General features: G+C 72.0%; 14 protein-coding genes. 13 read left to right on the top strand and 1 reads right to left on the bottom strand.

Annotated features, from left to right (window positions below; genetic code table 11):
* The first annotated feature begins 200 nt into the window (after positions 1–200).
* From recG to ftsY, 13 genes are all read left to right on the top strand, one after another.
* A complete protein-coding gene (gene recG / locus ACYVD5_RS14545) occupies positions 201–2456 on the top strand; it encodes an ATP-dependent DNA helicase RecG (protein WP_461001566.1) in 2256 nt (751 codons plus the stop codon).
* Between the two features lie 101 nt (positions 2457–2557).
* Positions 2558–3133, top strand: a complete 576-nt coding sequence (rsmD, locus tag ACYVD5_RS14540; protein ID WP_461001565.1) for a 16S rRNA (guanine(966)-N(2))-methyltransferase RsmD — start codon at positions 2558–2560, stop codon at positions 3131–3133.
* Between the two features lie 73 nt (positions 3134–3206).
* Positions 3207–3701, top strand: coding sequence for a pantetheine-phosphate adenylyltransferase (coaD, locus tag ACYVD5_RS14535; RefSeq protein ID WP_461001564.1), 495 nt, complete (start codon positions 3207–3209; stop codon positions 3699–3701).
* Between the two features lie 546 nt (positions 3702–4247).
* Positions 4248–4790: a YceD family protein gene (locus ACYVD5_RS14530; protein ID WP_461001563.1), complete on the top strand. Its 543-nt coding sequence runs from the start codon at positions 4248–4250 to the stop codon at positions 4788–4790.
* Between the two features lie 143 nt (positions 4791–4933).
* A complete protein-coding gene (gene rpmF, locus ACYVD5_RS14525; protein ID WP_461001562.1) occupies positions 4934–5110 on the top strand; it encodes a 50S ribosomal protein L32 in 177 nt (58 codons plus the stop codon).
* A gap of 275 nt (positions 5111–5385) precedes the next feature.
* Positions 5386–6126, top strand: a complete 741-nt coding sequence (rnc, locus tag ACYVD5_RS14520; RefSeq protein WP_461001561.1) for a ribonuclease III — start codon at positions 5386–5388, stop codon at positions 6124–6126.
* A gap of 7 nt (positions 6127–6133) precedes the next feature.
* Positions 6134–7000 (top strand): bifunctional DNA-formamidopyrimidine glycosylase/DNA-(apurinic or apyrimidinic site) lyase, encoded by an 867-nt coding sequence (gene mutM / locus ACYVD5_RS14515; RefSeq protein ID WP_461001560.1) that lies wholly within the window; start codon positions 6134–6136, stop codon positions 6998–7000.
* A 100-nt stretch (positions 7001–7100) separates the two neighbouring features.
* A complete protein-coding gene (locus tag ACYVD5_RS14510; protein WP_461001658.1) occupies positions 7101–7361 on the top strand; it encodes an acylphosphatase in 261 nt (86 codons plus the stop codon).
* A 288-nt stretch (positions 7362–7649) separates the two neighbouring features.
* The gene (locus ACYVD5_RS14505) at positions 7650–7841 is read left to right on the top strand and encodes a hypothetical protein (RefSeq protein ID WP_461001559.1); all 192 of its coding nucleotides are present in this window, start codon (positions 7650–7652) and stop codon (positions 7839–7841) included.
* Between the two features lie 436 nt (positions 7842–8277).
* Positions 8278–11847 carry a chromosome segregation protein SMC gene (gene smc / locus ACYVD5_RS14500; RefSeq protein WP_461001558.1) on the top strand — a complete coding sequence of 1190 codons (3570 nt, stop codon included), beginning with the start codon at positions 8278–8280 and terminating at the stop codon, positions 11845–11847.
* Positions 11848–12277: 430 nt separating this feature from the next.
* Complete coding sequence (locus ACYVD5_RS14495) at positions 12278–13222, top strand: ABC transporter substrate-binding protein (protein WP_461001557.1); 945 nt, start codon at positions 12278–12280, stop codon at positions 13220–13222.
* Between the two features lie 6 nt (positions 13223–13228).
* On the top strand, positions 13229–14263 hold the full coding sequence (locus tag ACYVD5_RS14490; protein ID WP_461001556.1) for a FecCD family ABC transporter permease: 1035 nt from the start codon (positions 13229–13231) through the stop codon (positions 14261–14263).
* A 122-nt stretch (positions 14264–14385) separates the two neighbouring features.
* A complete protein-coding gene (gene ftsY, locus ACYVD5_RS14485) occupies positions 14386–15564 on the top strand; it encodes a signal recognition particle-docking protein FtsY (protein ID WP_461001555.1) in 1179 nt (392 codons plus the stop codon).
* A 631-nt stretch (positions 15565–16195) separates the two neighbouring features.
* On the opposite strand, the gene ACYVD5_RS14480 is transcribed toward ftsY, so the two are convergent.
* Positions 16196–16459, bottom strand: coding sequence for a hypothetical protein (locus ACYVD5_RS14480; protein ID WP_461001554.1), 264 nt, complete (start codon positions 16457–16459; stop codon positions 16196–16198).
* Positions 16460–16959: the final 500 nt, after the last annotated feature.

The raw sequence follows: 16959 nt of genomic DNA, 5'->3' as shown, positions 1-16959 counted from the left end.
GTCCGCTCACCACTATACCGGCTTGCGGCCACCACCCCGGCCCGCTCCCACCGGCCGGACCATGCCGCCGCCCCGGCCGGCAGCGGCGGAAAGCGCCGGAAACCGGCACGTGCGCCGCTCCCGGTGTCGGTGCCGGGGTGTAGAAACGATCTAGCGTGTTGGCAGAGGAGGCAGTAGCCACCGGGCGAGGGGGGACCCGAGTGATCAGTTGGGACGAGCCGCTGCGCACCCCGTTGGGGGCCGCCGCGGCAAAGAAACTCGCCGGCGAACTCGACCTGCACACTGTCGGCGACCTGTTGCGGTACTACCCCCGCCGCTACGCCACCCGCGGCGAACTCACCGACCTGGCCACCCTGGCCGAGGGCGAACAGGTCACGGTCGTGGCCGAGGTCTACTCCGTGCACAAGCGCGACCTGCGCCGCGGACCCGGCGGTAAGCCGCGCAGCCTGCTGGAGGCCGTCATCACCGACGGTACCGGTCGGCTCACGCTGGCCTTCTTCGCCAAGGTCGGCTACCACCAGCGCGAACTCGTCACCGGCCGGCGCGGCATGTTCGCCGGCAAGGTCTCCACCTACCGCGGCAAGAAGCAGTTGGCCCACCCGGTCTACGAGATCCTGCCCGAGGACGACTCCGCGGCCGGCGAGCGCGCCCGCGAGTTCGCCGAGCGCCCCATCCCCATCTACCCGGCCACCAAGGACCTGTCGTCGATGACGATCGCCCGCTGCGTGGGCCAGGTGCTCGACCAGGCCGCCGACCTCGCCGACCCGCTGCCCGCCGACCTCCGCTCCCGGCGCCGCCTGCTCGGCCTGCACGAGGCCCTGGAGCGCGTCCACCGCCCGGCCGACTCCGACGACATCCCCGCCGCCCGCATCCGGCTGAAATGGGACGAGGCCTTCGTGCTCCAGTTGGCCCTGGCCCGGCGCCGCCGCGAGGCCGCCGAGATCGCGGCCCGCCCGCGCCCCGGCCGCACCGGCGGGTTGCTCGACTCGTTCGACGCCGCCCTGCCCTTCACCCTGACCGAGGGCCAGCGCGAGGTCGGCACCACCATCGCCGAAGGCCTGCGCGACACCCACCCCATGCACCGGCTGCTGCAGGGCGATGTCGGCGCGGGCAAGACCCTGGTCGCGCTGCGGGCGATGCTGCAGGTGGTCGACTCCGGCGGGCAGGCCGTCCTGCTCGCGCCCACCGAGGTGCTCGCCCAGCAGCACCACCGTTCCATTTCCGCGATGCTCGGCCCGCTGGGCCGCGCCGGGCAGATCGACGGCGCCGAGAACGCCACGAAGATCGCCCTGCTCACCGGTTCCCAGCCCGCCGCAGCCCGCCGCGAGGCCCTCCTCGACGCCGCCTCCGGCGCCGCCGGCGTGATCGTCGGCACCCACGCGCTGCTGCAGGAGCACGTCTCCTTTGCCGACCTCGGGTTCATCGTCGTCGACGAGCAGCACCGGTTCGGTGTCGAACAGCGTGATGCCCTGCGCGAGAAATCCGCCGAGGGCCGCCCGCACGTGCTCGTGATGACCGCCACACCCATCCCCCGCACGGTGGCCATGACCGTTTACGGCGACCTGGACGTGGTGGCGCTCACCCAATTGCCCACCGGGCGCGCCGCCGTGTCCACCCACGTGGTTCCGGTCCTCGACAAACCGCATTTTCTGGAGCGTGCCTGGCAGCGCGTGCGCGAGGAGGCCGGCCGGCAGCGCCAGGTCTACGTGGTGTGCCCGCGCATCGGCGGCGACGACCAAGCCGACCAAGCCGACCAAGCCGAGCAGGTCGAGCAGCCCGAGCCCACCCCCGCCGACACCGCGTCCGGCGAGCCCGCCGGCACCGGCGACGACGAGACCCGCCGCCCCCCGCTGGCCGTGGCCGAGGTCGCCGCCGAACTCGCCGCGGGCCCGCTCAGCGGGCTGCGCGTCGAGCCGCTGCACGGCAGGCTCTCCGCCGACGAAAAGGACGCCGCCATGCGCCGCTTCGCCGACGGCGGCACCGACGTGCTGGTGGCCACCACCGTCATCGAGGTCGGGGTCGACGTGCCCAACGCCACCGCCATGGTGATCATGGACGCCGACCGCTTCGGTGTCTCGCAACTGCACCAGCTCCGCGGCCGGGTGGGCCGGGGCGGCCTGCCCGGCCTGTGCCTGCTGGTGACCGAGGCCGAAGAGGGCACGCCGGCGCGCGAGCGGCTCGACGCGGTGGCGGCCACCACCGACGGTTTCGAGCTGTCGCGGGTCGACCTGGAGCAGCGCCGCGAAGGCGATGTGCTGGGCGGCGCCCAGTCGGGGCGGCGCTCCTCGCTGCGCATGCTCACCCTCCTGCGCGACGAGGAACTGATCGGCAAGGCGCGCGACGAGGCCGGCCGCTACATCGACGACGACCCGGACCTGTCCGGGCACCCGCCGCTGGCCGCGGCCCTGGCGGCCCTGCTGTCCGAGGAACGCGCCGAGTACCTGGAGAAAACCTGAGGCGCAGCCGCACCGCTGCCGCTGCCGCCTCTGCCCGGCCGCCGCCCGCGGCCGCAGCTCGCTCCGGCGCGCGCACCCCCGGGCGCGCTACGGTGACCGGCATGACCCGCATCATCGCCGGAGCCGCCCGCGGCCGCAGGATCGCCGTTCCCGGCGGACGCAGCACCCGGCCCACCAGTGACCGCGCCCGCGAGGCGATGTTCGCCTCGGCCCTGTCGAACCTCGGCACGTTCGAGGGGCTGCGGGTGCTCGACCTCTACGCGGGCTCTGGGGCGATCGGGCTGGAGGCGCTCTCCCGCGGCGCCGGCCACGCGCTGCTGGTCGAGTCCGACCGCAAGGCCGTGGCCACGCTGCGCGCCAACATCGCCGACCTCGGCCTACCGGGCGCGCGGGTCGCCGCCGGGCGTGTCCGCCGGGTGTTGGAGGAGGGGCCGCGCGACGGCGCCTACGACCTCGTGGTCGCCGACCCGCCCTACGCCGCCGGCGCGCCCGAGATCGCCGCCGTACTGGCGGCGCTGCGCGACGCGGAGTGGCTGGAGCCGGGTGCGCTGGTGATCGTCGAGCGGGCCAGCCGCGACGACGACCTGGTCTGGCCCGAGGGCTACGTGCCCGACCGGGTCCGCCGATACGGCGAAGCCGCCCTTTGGTACGGTCGCGCAGCGGGCATTCCGCGTTGAGTTCCGCCGCGGCCTTCGCTGCCGGAACCGCTCGGTCCGCAAGTTCCACGTGCGTCGAGAGGAACGATCCACCGTGCGTCGCGTCGTCTGCCCCGGCTCCTTTGATCCGGTCACCAACGGACACATCGACATCATCGGGCGTGCCGCGCGGCAGTACGACGAGGTCGTGGCCGCCGTGCTGACCAATGTCAACAAGCGCGGCCTGTTCAGCGTCGACGAGAAGGTCGACATGCTCCGCGAGTGCACCGCCGACCTGGAGAATGTGCAGGTGTCCCAGTTCTACGGGCTGCTGGTGGACTTCTGCCGCGACAACGGCATCGGCGCGATCATCCGCAGCCTGCGTTCGGTCAGCGACTTCGACTACGAACTGCAGATCGCCCAGATGAACTACCGCCTGTCCGGGGTCGAGACCCTGTTCATGACGGCCAATCCGCAGTACTCCTTCCTCAGTTCCAGCCTCGTGCGCGAGATCGCCCAGTACGGCGGCGATGTCAGCAGCCTCGTGCCGCCCAACATCGAGCAGCGGCTGCAGGACAAGTACCGGCCCGCCGGCGACGAGTCCGGCTAGTCTCCGCTGGGCGCCCAATGCCGTTCGGTTGAGGGGTCGGAGTACGTTCGGGGACCGGGTCGGACACGGGTCCGCTCGGCGGCCTTGCCCGCGGCCGACTACAGGTGGCCTGGGCTGAAGAGCAGCGGCAACGGCCGCGGTCGGCCGGGGCGCGCGGTCGCCGGTCCCGCCCGCAGGCGGCGGGGGCGGGCCGGGAACCCGACACAACGGACACGCACCCGCCCACCCCGGCCGACCGCCGCCCTCGGCGCCGCTTTTCACCCCGGACCAACCCGCCGCCCGGCCGGTGGCAAGGCCGCATAGTGGACCTGAGCCGCCCATCCGCCGCCTGCCGGAGGGCGGCCGCTGATTTGGGCGGGGTCTGTGCAGGCGGTTATACTCGTGAGTTGGCTACGCCTTCATTCCGGGACGTGGCCCCTCTGCTGTCCGAAGTCGTCCGCGGATCCGCTCCGGCTGTGGCGACCACCGACCGCCGTCCCGCGCTGCGGGCGCGGCACTGCTGAAAGCGCGATCACTCTGTCTCGTCTAGATGCCCGGTCCCCTCTGGTGGTCGACACCCGGCCGCTGGGGCGCCAGCCCGGCTCCATGCGTACCATCGAGCGTTCGGTGCCCGCACCGGCTCAGCTCGCCACGCAGATGGCGGGTGTGCCCGAGGGCGGTCCGGTCGAGCTCGAATTGCGGCTTGAGGCCGTGATGGAGGGGGTCCTGGCCACCGGCCGGGCGCGCGTCACCTACGAGGCCGAGTGCGCCCGGTGCCTGGATCCCATCCGCGACACCGCCGAGGCCGAGTTCCAGGAGCTGTTCCGCTACCCCGGCGAGGACGAGTTCTCCACCGGCGACACGGACACCGAGGACGAGGAAGAGGAATACTATCTAGAGGGCGAACTCCTCGACCTCGAACAGGTGGTGCGCGATGCCGTCGTGCTCGCGCTGCCGCTTTCGCCGGTGTGCCGGGACGATTGCCCGGGGCTGTGCGTCGAGTGCGGGGCCAAACTCGCCGAGGCCGGCCCCGAGCACAGCCACGGCGAGCGCATCGACCCCCGTTGGGAGGCGCTGCGCGACCTCGGCGAGGAGTTCGGCGACCGATGAACCCCGCTCCGCGGACCGCTTCCCCCGCGCCTCTGGGCGGTGGCGGACCCGCCGGAGCAACGGCGTTTCCCGCGCATGCGCGGGGCGCGCCCCTGCCAGCAGCAACGCTCCCGCGACCGCGCGGGTGACCCAGGAGGATTGAAGTGGCTGTCCCGAAGCGGAAGATGTCGCGGAGCAACACCCGCAAGCGCCGTTCGGCGTGGAAGGCCTCGCGCCCGAACCTCGTCGCGTGCCCGCGCTGCCGCGACCCCAAGCTCCCGCACACCGCCTGCCCGTCGTGCGGCACCTACAACAACCGCCAGGTCCTGAACGTCTCGTAACGGGGCACCACCGGGACCGCCGGCCGGATCCGTCCGGCCGCTGCGGCCGCGCGCCCGGATCGCCGGGTGCGCGGCCTGTCTGATTCCATGACAACAGCAAACGACCGCGCCGGTTCGGGCATATCCCGAGGCCGTGGTGGCCGCCGGGGAGGGGCAGCGCCCCTCCGCGACGCTCACCTCGCTCTCGAGCGTCCCTGATCGGCTTAGCCGACTCCAGCCGCGCAACCGCGCACGGCCGGACGAGCGGAGCTGAAGACCAGGAGTGTGAACGTCGAGTGGCCACACAACTCAACGCTACCGAGGCCCGCGATTTCTACCGCGCGATAGGCGTCGAACTCGACGCCGACGTGCTGGCGCGGGCGCTGACACACCGCTCGTACGCCTACGAGAAGGGCGGTCTGCCCACCAACGAGCGCCTGGAGTTCCTGGGCGACTCCGTGCTCGGGCTGATCGTCACCGACACCCTCTTCCGCGAGCACCCCGACCTGCCCGAGGGCCAGCTCGCCAAGCTGCGCGCGGCCGTGGTGAACATGCGCGCGCTCGCCGATGTCGCCCGCGAACTCGGCATCGGCGAGTACATCCGGCTGGGCCGCGGCGAAGAGGGCACCGGGGGGCGCGACAAGTCCTCCATCCTCGCCGACACCCTTGAGGCCATCATCGGCGCGGTCTACCTCGACCGCGGTCTCGACACCGCCTCCGACCTCGTGCACCGGCTGTTCGACCCGCTCATCGCCACGGCCTCCGGGCTGGGTGCCGGGCTCGACTGGAAGACCTCGCTGCAGGAACTCACCGCCGCCGAGATGCTCGGGGTGCCCGAGTACCACGTCGACGAAAGCGGCCCCGACCACCAGAAGACCTTCCGCGCGACCGTCCGGGTCGCCGGTGTCGACTACGGCATGGGCGAGGGGCGCAGCAAGAAGGAGGCCGAGCAGCAGGCGGCGGAGTCCGCCTGGAAGGCCATCCGCGCCGGTTCGGCCGCGCGGGCGGCCGAGGCCGACGACACCGCGCAGAGCTGAGCCGGCCGTGCCCGAGCTGCCCGAGGTCGAGGTCGTGCGCGCCGGCCTGGAACGGTGGGTGAACGACCGCACCGTCGACGGTGTTGCGGTGCTGCACCCCCGTTCGGTGCGCCGCCACGCGGCCGGTGCCGAAGACTTCTCGAACAGGTTGCACGCCCGCACGATCACCGGGGCCCGGCGCCGCGGCAAGTACCTGTGGCTGAGCCTGGACTCCGGCGACGCGCTGCTGGCCCATCTGGGGATGAGCGGGCAGCTGCTCATGCAGCCCCGCGACCAGGGCGCTGAGCGCCACCAGCGGGTGCGGATCGGCTTGGGCGCCGCAGAACGCGAGCTGCGTTTCGTCGACCAGCGCACGTTCGGCCACCTGATGGTCGAGCCGATGGTGGCCGACACCCGCGGTCGGTCGGACGGTGTGCCCGCTGCGATCGCCCACATCGCGCTCGACCCGCTCGACCCCGATTTCGACGACGACGCGTTCTCCGCCCTGCTGCGCCGGCGGCGCACCGAGCTGAAACGGGCGCTGCTGGATCAGTCCCTGATCAGCGGGGTAGGCAACATCTATGCCGATGAGGTGCTGTGGCGGTCACGGCTGCACTGGGCGCAGGCAACGGCCGACCTGGCCGGCCCGCAGGTGCGCGTCCTGCTGGAGCATTTGCGCGACGTGCTGCGCGAGGCCCTGGCCGCCGGCGGCACCTCGTTCGACAGCCTGTACGTGAACGTAAACGGCGAAAGCGGGTACTTCGAGCGCGGACTGAAGGCCTACGGCCGCACCGGCCTGGCCTGCGAACGCTGCCGGACACCGATCCGGCGCGACGCCTTCATGAACCGCTCGTCCTACAGCTGCCCGCTCTGCCAGCCCGCCCCGGGCGGGTGAGGACAGGAACCGGGGGAGCAACGTGGATCACGGCCGAGACCGGGATCAGGGCCGGCACCAGGATCAGGACCAAAAGCAGGAGCACGACACCGCGGCGCGGATGATCGCGTGGGTGCGCGGCCGGGTCCAGGGTGTGGGGTTCCGCTGGTGGGTGCGTTCGCGTGCGCTGGAACTCGGGTTGACCGGCGCCGCGACCAACCTTGACGACGGCAGGGTCGAAGTGGTGGCCGAAGGCTCCCGCGAGGGTTGCGAGGAACTTCTCACCCTGCTCCGCAGCGACGCGCCGCCGGGAAAGGTGGCGGGTGTCGTCGAGAGATGGGAAAATACCAGGGGCGCTTTCTCTGGCTTCACCGAGCGGTGAGTACCCTTAGAGGCGCAACGCGATCTGCGGGCACTCGTCCGGCCGCCGCAATCGGCCGCCGGATGCGCGCATGGGGTGTTCGTACCCGGGTCGCGCACTGTGGCCTGTCCGGTTACAGTGCGTTACGTTCTGTTTCGTGCAATCTTGACCAGCAACGCCCATAGTGAGACTCTGGAAAGTAGACCGCGCGCCTTTCCTATAGCCGGGCCCAGCCGCAACTCGGCGGTGCTCCTGCGGCTCATATGTGCGTGAATCGAATCTGGTCACTCAGTGTGGAGGACCCACATCATGGCGAAGGCTCTGTTTGGCCACGTCGGCGGTCCTGACCCTCAGATGGTTCAGGAGATGCGGCGGCTGCAGAAACGAGTGCGTGACCTCGAAGACGAGATCAGTCGGCTTCAGGCGCGCAACGACCAGCTCTCCGCGGCTGTCACCGATGTCGCTGTCAGCGCGACCGACCGCGAGCCCGCGCTCGCCTGACGCCCCGCAACAACCCGCAACGCAACTACAAGGGACGCCCTTTGACCGACCGGCGTCCCTGAGCGCGGATTCCAGGGGATGACCTGTGCCCCTGTCCGTCTGCGACCACTCTGTTCGCCGATGGTGGTCCGCTCGCCGATGGTCCACTATCGGGTGTACCCGCAAGCGGCACCAGTGAACCCCTGGCGGTATGCGCGCCCATGCGGCGCCGCCGCCACCGCCCCCGATGAAGACGCGCAGCGTTCTTCGATCGTGCAGCCGGCCACCCATGCGCCCCGCCGCCGAGACGGCCCGGGGCGCGTCGGGGTGGGCGGCGCCGCAACCCCCTGCGGTGCAGAAACCCCGGCGGATGGCAGACGGATGCCGCCGGTTCATGGCACCCTGGTTTCCCTGATCACGCGATCGCGGTAGTCGGACGGACGGGGGGACCTGCGGCGTGTACCTGAAAAAACTCACGCTGCGCGGCTTCAAATCCTTCGCCTCGGCGACCACCCTGCGCTTCGAACCCGGCATCACCACCGTGGTGGGACCCAACGGCTCCGGCAAGTCCAACGTGGTCGACGCACTGGCCTGGGTCATGGGCGAGCAGGGCGCCAAATCCCTGCGCGGCGGCAAGATGGACGACGTCATCTTCGCGGGGACCTCCTCGCGCGCCGCGCTGGGACGCGCCGAGGTCAGCCTGACCATCGACAACACCGACGGCGCGCTGCCGATCGACTACTCCGAGGTCACCATCAAGCGGACCATGTTCCGCAGCGGCGGCTCGGAGTACGCCATCAACGGCGACACCTGCCGCCTGCTGGACATCCAGGACCTGCTCAGCGACTCCGGCATCGGCCGCGAGATGCACGTCATCGTCGGCCAAGGCCAGCTCGACACCGTCCTGCACGCCGGCCCCGACGACCGCCGCGCCCTCATCGAGGAGGCCGCCGGCATCCTCAAGCACCGCAAGCGCAAAGAGAAAGCGCTGCGCAAGCTCGATGCGATGCAGGGCAACCTCGACCGCGTCACCGACCTCACCTCCGAGCTGCGCCGCCAGCTCAAACCACTGGGCAGGCAGGCCGAACTCGCCCGCAAGGCGGCCGTCATCCAGGCCGACCTGCGCGACGCCAAGCTGCGGCTGCTCGCCGACGACATCGTCACCCTGCGTGAGGCCCTGGAAAAGGAAGAGGCCGACGAAGCCGCGGTACGCACCCGCCGCGAGGCCGCCGAGAAAGCGCTGGCCGACGCCCAGGCGCGCGAGACCGTGCTCGACACCGCGGCCGGCGAGGCCGCACCGGTGCTCGCCCGCCACCAGGACACCTACCACGGCCTGTCGCGCCTCAAGGAACGCCTCAGTGCCGTGGCGTCGCTGGCCGCCGAACGCCACCGCAACCTCGCCGCAGCGCCGGAGGAGGACCGCTCCGGCCGCGACCCCGCCGAGCTGGAACGCGAAGCCGAGGAGGCCGCCGCCCAAGAGGAGGAGCTGCAGTACCGGCTCGACGACGCCCGCGAGAACCTGGAACGCGCGGTCGCCGAGCGCACCGCCGCCGAGGAGGCGCTCAAGGCGGAGGAACAGCGCGTCGCCGCCGCGGCCCGCGCAGCCGCCGACCGTCGCGAAGGGCTGGCCAAGCTCCGCGGCCGCGTCGACGCGCTGCGCAGCAGGCTCGCCGCCAGCGAAGCCGAGGTCGAGCGGCTCGACAATGCCGCCGTTGAGGCCCGCGAACGCGCCGAGGCCGCCCAGGCCGAGTACGAGGCGGCCCAGGCCGACTCCGCGGGGCTCGACCAGGGCGACGCCGAACTCGACACCGCGCAGGAGAGCGCCAAGCAGCGGCTGGCCGCGGTCGATGCCCGACTCAACGAGCTGCGCGAGACCGAACGCACCGCCGAACGGGAGCGCGCCGCCCTCGCCGCCCGCAAAGAGGCCCTCGAACTCGGCCTCAACCGCAAGGACGGCGCGGCGGCCCTGCTGGAGGCGCAGCAGCGCTTGCCCGGGCTGATCGGTTCCCTGGCGTCCCTGGTCGAGGTCGAACCCGGCCACGAGACCGCGATCGCAGCCGCGTTCGGCGCCGCCTCCGAGGCCGTGGCGGCCGCCGACCTCGACACCGCCGAGGCCGCCGTGGCGCTGCTCAAAAGCGATGACGCCGGCCGCGCCGGCATCGTGGTCGGCGGCTCGGGGCCCGGCACTGCCGGTGAAACCCGCGGCGATTGGCCGGCGCTGCCCGCCGGGCTGCGCTACGCCGCCGATGCGGTGCACCCGCCCGAACAGCTGCGCCCTGCCGTCACCGCGCTGCTCGACCGCACCGTGCTGGTCGCCGACTCCGCCGGGGCGCGCGAACTCCTGGCCGCCCGGCCGGAGCTGCGCGCCGTCACCGCCGACGGCGACCTGTTCGGTACCGGGCTGGTGGTGGGCGGATCGGCCACGGCGCCCAGCCTGCTGGAGGTGCAGGCGGCCGTGGACGAGGCCGCCGAACAGCTCGCCGCGGCCGGCAGCGCCGCAGCAACGGCGGCCGAACAGCTCGCCGCCGCCAAAGAGGAGCGCGAGACCTGCGCCGCCGCCCTGGACGACGTCACCGCCCGGCGCCGGGCCGCCGATAAGCAGCGCAACGACGCCGCCCAGCAGCTCGGCAAGCTTGGCGGGCAGGCGCGTTCGGCGGCCGCCGAGATCGAGCGCTACACCGCCGCCGCTGCCAAAGCCGCCACCGGCAGGCAGAGCGACCTCGACGACCTTGCCGCGTTGGAGGAACGCCTCGCCGAAGCCGAGCCGGCCGAGTCCGACGACGACACCGAGCCCGACACGGCATACCGCGACACCCTGGCCGAACAGGCCCGCAATGCCCGCGCCGGCGAGACCGAGTCCCGTTTGGCCGTGCGCACCGCCGAAGAGCGGGTCCGTTCCATCTCCGGGCGCGCCGACGGCCTGCTGCGGGCCGCCGCCGCCGAACGCGACTCCCGCCGCCGGGCCGCCGAACGGCGCGCCCGCCGCAGCAGCCAGTCCCGCGTCGCACAGGCCGTCGCCGAATCGGCCGCCCTTGCGCTGGAACGCATCGAGACCTCGCTGGCCGGCGCCGACGCCGAACGCAAGCGGGCCGAAGAGGAACGCGCCGCGCGCGACGCCGAACTGAAAACGGTGCGCGCCCGGGTCCGCGAGCTGTCGGTCGAGATGGAGAAGCTGGTCAACGTCGCCCACAGCAGCGAGGTCGCGCGCGCCGAACGCAAACTGCGCCTGGAGCAGCTGGAGACCAAGGCCGTCGACGAGATGGGCATCGAGGTCTCCGTGCTCGTCGCCGAGTACGGCCCCCGGGTACCGGTGCCGCCGCCGGCCGACGCCAAGGAGGACGAGGCGGTCGCCGTCCCCTACGTGCGCGAGGTGCAGCAGAAACGCGCCCGCAGCGCCGAGCGGCAGCTCAACCAGCTCGGCAAGATCAACCCGCTGGCGCTGGAGGAGTACGCCGCGCTGGAGGAGCGCCATGCCTTCCTCAACGCCCAGCTGGAGGACCTGAAAAAGACCCGGCGCGACCTGCTGAGCGTGGTCGAGCAGGTCGACGCACGGGTGCAGGAGGTGTTCTCGGCCGCCTTCGCCGACGTCGAACGCGAGTTCGCGCACATTTTCGGGCGGCTCTTCCCCGGCGGCGAAGGCCGGCTGGTCCTCAGCGAGCCCGGCGACATGCTGGCCACCGGCATCGAGGTCGAAGCCCGCCCGCCCGGCAAGAAGGTCAAGCGTCTGTCGCTGCTCTCGGGCGGCGAGCGGTCGCTGACCGCGGTCGCGTTCCTCGCCGCGATCTTCAAGGCGCGGCCGTCGCCGTTCTACGTCATGGACGAGGTCGAGGCCGCGCTGGACGACACCAACCTGCAGCGGCTGCTGGTGATCTTCGAAGAGCTGCGGGAGTCCTCCCAGCTCATCGTTATCACCCACCAGAAACGCACCATGGAGGCGGCCGACGCGCTCTACGGAGTGACCATGCAGAACGACGGGATCTCCCAGGTCATCAGCCAGAAGCTCGACCGCGCGAGCCCCGGCCCCTGACCCCGGGCGGCGCGGGAACGGGCGCCCGGGAGCGGGCGGGCGCGCACCGGTGCCCGCCACCGCATCCGGCGCCGCGCGCCGGCTCCCGCGAAAGCGCCCCGCCGGTTCGTTCCTGCAGGTCAGGCCGCCGACTCCCACCCCTGCCCCGAGCGCGCCCCCGCAGGCGGCTAAAGTGGACATACTGCCCTGCGGGTTCGATTCCGCAGGACAACGGCACCGCGCGAGCGAAGTCCGGTGCGGGCCCCGGCAGTGCCGGGCCCGCGAATCCGGCGCTGCCCCGCAACTGTGAGACCCCGCCCCTCGGGGCGCGGCAAGCCAGGTCGCCTCCGCGGTGCCGCGGCCCACTGTCCTCGCGGGAGGGCGGACCGCCCCGCTCTTCGCGTGGGCACCGCCACTCAGCCGCGCCCACCGAGATCCGAGAAGGAGACCCGTGCCAAGCGCACGTCGCCTGCCCGCAGCCCTGCTGCTGGCGGTCCTCGCCCTCACCGCCTGCGGCGGCCAGCAGAACTCCGGCCAACAGGAGCAGGAGCAGGGCCAGGATGCCGGGGCCTTCCCCGTCACCGTTGAGGACGCCACCGGCGAGGTCACCATCGATTCGCCGCCGCGGCGCATCGTTTCCCTGACACCGACCGCCACCGAGATGCTGTTCGCGGTCGGCGCCGGAGAAGCGGTCGTGGCCGCCGACGAGTACTCGAACCACCCGGAGAAGGCGCCCACCACCGACCTGTCCGGTTTCACGCCCAGCGTTGAAGCCGTCAGCGAGTACAACCCCGACCTGGTGGTGCTGGCCCGCGACGCCTCCGACGCCGCAAAACAGCTCCGCAAGGTCGACGTCCCCGTGCTGATGATCCCCGCTGCCACGACGCTGGACCAGGCGTACGGCCAGATGCGCATGCTCGGCAAGGCCACCGGCCACGCCGACAAGGCCGGCAAGGTCGCCGACCGGGTCGAGTCCGAGGTCGACGGGATCGTCGAGGAGACCACCGCCGAGATCGGCGACACCGACCTCAGCGTCTACCACGAGCTGGACGACGGCATGTTCTCGGCCACCTCCGACACCTTCATCGGCCAGGTCTACGACCGGTTCGGCCTGGAGAACATCGCCGACTCCGCCGAGGACACCGCCGGCGGCTACCCGCAGCTGTCCTCGGAGTACATCGTCGAGCAGAACCCCGACCTGATCTTCATCTCCTACGCCGGCGACGGCGCAGTGGAGGGGGTGGGCGAAAGGCCCGCCTTCGACAGCATCGACGCCGTACGCAACGGCGACGTTGTCCAACTCGACCCCGACATCTCCTCGCGCTGGGGGCCGCGCGTGGTCGACCTGGCCGAGAGCGTCTCCGATGCCGTGACCGCGGCCGCCCAGGAGGGGTAGCCGGACTTGCGACGCAAGCGGGCGGTCTGGTTCTGGCCGCTGCTGGGGCTGGTGGCGCTCGCCGCGGCCATGCTCGTGGGTGTGGCCGCCGGCGCCGCGTCCATCACCCCGGGCGACATCGCCGCCGCAGTGGCGAGCCGCCTCCCCTTCAGCCCGGTCGCCTCACCGCTCAGCGAACTCCAAGAGGCCGTGCTCGTCGAACTGCGCCTGCCCCGCGTTGTGCTGGGCGCGCTGGTCGGGGGGCTGCTGGCCAGCGCCGGTGCCGCCTACCAGGGGGTGTTCCGCAACCCGTTGGCCGACCCCTACCTGCTGGGGGCCGCCGCCGGGGCCGGACTGGGCGCCACCCTGGTACTGGCGTTCGGCCCGCAGCTGCTGGACTCGCCCCGGGCCCTCGTGCCGGTGGCGGCCTTTGCCGGAGCGCTCGCCGGGGTCGCCGCGGCCTACACACTGGGCTCGGTGGCCGGAGGCAGCGGCACCGCCACCCTGGTACTGGCCGGCGTGGCGGTGTCGTCGTTCCTCTCGGCGGCGCAGAACCTGGTGCAGATGATCCGGGTCGAGGAGCTGCGGCGCATCTACGCCTGGATGATGGGCGGGCTGGGCCGCGGCGGCTGGGACGACGTGGCGATGGTCGCGCCGTATGCCGTGGTGGGGGTGATCGTGCTGATGGGCTGCGGCTACCTGCTCGACCTGCTCGCGCTCGGCGACGAAAAAGCGCTCAGCCTCGGGTTGAACGCCACCGGTGTGCGGCTGCTGGTGATCTCCGCGGCATCGCTGGCCACCGCCGCGGCGGTTTCGGTGAGCGGACTGGTCGGCTTCGTCGGCATCGTGGTTCCGCACATCGTCCGGCGCCTGGTGGGTACCGGCTACCGGATGATCCTGCCCATGTCGCTGCTGAGCGGTGCCGCGTTCCTGGTCCTGGTGGACATCGCCGCGCGCACCGTGATCGCGCCGGCGGAGATCCCGCTGGGCGTGGTGACCGCATTCCTGGGCGCGCCGTTCTTCGTCTTCATCCTCAGGGCGACACGCAACCGAGGGAGCTGAGACACCCGCGCGTGACCTGACTGAGAGGCGTGATCTGGGAGACTGGTCCGTTGTGGCTCCTCCCCGGTCCGAGGCTTGAGCGCGGCATCGGCCCCAGGGCGCACGCACACGCTAGGAGACTGATGGACTACACGATCTTCGCCGTCATCATTTTCGTCGTTGCCCTGCTGGTGGTCGGCGGCGCCTTCCTGATCCGGCCGCGGCGGCCGGAAGCCCCGCCGGAGCCCCCGGCCGAGGAGCGCGAAGGCGGCACAGCGGGCACGGCCACGGCGGAGCCCGAGGAGGCGGTCGAGGAGCGCGAGCGCCCCATCGACGCCACAGCGGGAGCCACCGCGGCCGAGGCGCCGGCGGTTCCCGAGATCGAGACCCCGCCGCCCTCGGCCGGCCGCCTGGTGCGGCTACGCGCCCGGCTCGCGCGCTCGCAGAACGTCTTCGGGCAGGGGCTGCTCAGCCTGCTGTCGGCGGACCGGCTCGACGAGTCGTCCTGGGAGGAGATCGAGGACACCCTCATCACCGCCGACGTCGGGGTCACCGCGGCGTCCCAGATCGTCGACAACCTGCGCACCCGGGTCAAGGTGCTGGGCAGCCGCACCCCCGACGACGTGCGCGCACTGCTGCGCTCCGAACTGCTGGACCAGATCGGCACCGAGCAGGACCGCGCGGTGCACACCGAACCGCACGCCGACTCGCCCGCGGTCGTCATGATCGTGGGCGTCAACGGCACCGGCAAGACCACCACGGCCGGCAAGCTCGCCCGGGTGCTGGTGGGCGACGGCCGCAGCGTGGTGCTGGGCGCCGCCGACACCTTCCGCGCCGCCGCCGCCGACCAGCTGGAGACCTGGGGCGGCCGCGTGGGCGCCCCGGTGGTGCGCAAGGACGAGGGCGCCGACCCCGCCAGTGTGGCCTTTGAAGCGGTCACGAGAGGTTCCGACGACGGCGCCGACACGGTCATCGTCGACACCGCCGGCCGACTGCACACCAAAACGGGGCTGATGGACGAGCTCGGCAAGGTCAAGCGCGTCATCGAGAAGAAGGCGCCGGTCGACGACGTGCTGCTGGTGCTGGACGCGACCACCGGGCAGAACGGTCTGCGCCAGGCGCGCGTGTTCGCCGAGGTGGTCAACATCTCCGGCATCGTGCTGACCAAGCTCGACGGCACCGCCAAGGGCGGCATCATCGTCCAGGTGCAGCGCGAACTGGGTGTGCCCGTCAAGCTCGTCGGTCTGGGCGAGGGCCCCGACGACCTGGCGCCTTTCGACCCCGAGGCGTTCGTCGACGCGCTACTCGAATCGGGGGAGTGAGCGCTCCGCCGCCGCCCCGGGGGCGGCAGCGGAGCTTCGGCATGCGCGGGTACGCGGCTTGGGCCGGGGGCCGGTCCGCACCGGCGCCCGGTTGAACCGCGCGCTGAACGAGCACGTCGCGCCGGGCGAACCAGACCGTGCCGATCGCCACCAGCACCAGCGGAACGGCCACCAGCACCGCCGTGTACCCGGCGTCGACCCCGTTGACCAGCGGTTCGGGTCGAGCGCGCAGTGCCGGCACCAGCTCCAAGGCGCCCCCTCCCTCCCCGCCCGCGACGGCGCGGGTGCCGAAGGCGATCGCGGCGACCGTGACCAGGATCGGGGTCAGCAGCGAGAACACGGTCCCGCTCAGGTACCCCTCGGGCGTGGACAGGTCGTTCCAGCCCATGGACTCGGCCAGCCGACGACGAGCACGTGGCACGCGCCAAGCCGCCGGGCACGACGAAGGGGCCGCCCCGCCACGGGATCGGCCCCTTCGTCGTGCCTACGCCTTACCAGCCCACCGTTCGCTTCGGACGACCGCACACACGGCAGTGGACCGCCTGCTGAGCGTTCTTGTGTGCACAGTAGGTGCAGTACCAGTCGTTGTCCTTGTCGCGGTGTTTCGCGTTATGGCCCACCCGGCGACTCCTCAGATTTGGGGCTGCACAGCCAAATTCCGTCCCACCGGAGGAGTACCCACCGTCCACATGATCGGTTCGCCGTTGGCCAACCGCGTTTCGGCGAAGTACGAGCGGACGACCGGGTTCGCGGTTTGGAGCTCTGCCATGTCCGGAATCCGGATCTCGCGGGCGCGATCCTTCAGCCAGTCGGCCGCCTCACGAGGCGTCGCGTAGGTGGCCATATACGACCACTGGCCACCGGAGACGGGCTGTTCATAAGCGTGGTAGGGCATACCGTGAGTGTACGACGCGCGCATCGCTCCACCAGGGCAGCGCCGGGGCCAGATCCCGCCACCCTTGCCGTCCCGCGGCCGCGCCACCCCGAGGCATCGAGCCACCGCGCGGCGCCGGGTGGTGCCGGGGTGCGCCGGCTACTCCCCGGGCGCCGGGTTGCCGCCCACTTTGGGTCGACGCCCGAAAGGGCGCGGTAGCGCCCGTAGCTCTTGGTCGGCCCCCGGCAATTGATCACCGGTAGGGGATTGGCGGTCATGGCATGTCCCGATTCTGTGCAACAGGTGAACCCGCACCATTCGCTACTTGCGCCGGTCTCAGCTCGGGCCTTGCGGGTTCTTAACGAGCATCCGGCGGCGAGCCGCCCGCACCGGGTGCCGCCTGTGCGCCGCGGCAGCGGGCGCCGAATGCCCCTAAGTCGGCTGTGACCAGTCCATTCACCGATATGTAACACCACGGGCCATCTCTTTACGGCGGTGCAACACCGCAGGCGGCGCGGGGT

It is taken from the genome of Streptomonospora sediminis (genome assembly GCF_054778995.1).
This window is presented reverse-complemented; position numbering and strand designations above follow the sequence as displayed.

Bases quoted from the DNA above. Each gene is read 5' to 3' on its own strand.
- rsmD (WP_461001565.1), top strand. From the start codon at position 2,558: ATGACCCGCATCATCGCCGGAGCCGCCCGCGGCCGCAGGATCGCCGTT.
- ACYVD5_RS14510 (WP_461001658.1), top strand. From the start codon at position 7,101: ATGATCGCGTGGGTGCGCGGCCGGGTCCAGGGTGTGGGGTTCCGCTGG.
- ACYVD5_RS14505 (WP_461001559.1), top strand. From the start codon at position 7,650: ATGGCGAAGGCTCTGTTTGGCCACGTCGGCGGTCCTGACCCTCAGATG.
- ftsY (WP_461001555.1), top strand. From the start codon at position 14,386: ATGGACTACACGATCTTCGCCGTCATCATTTTCGTCGTTGCCCTGCTG.
- ACYVD5_RS14480 (WP_461001554.1), bottom strand. From the start codon at position 16,459: ATGCCCTACCACGCTTATGAACAGCCCGTCTCCGGTGGCCAGTGGTCG.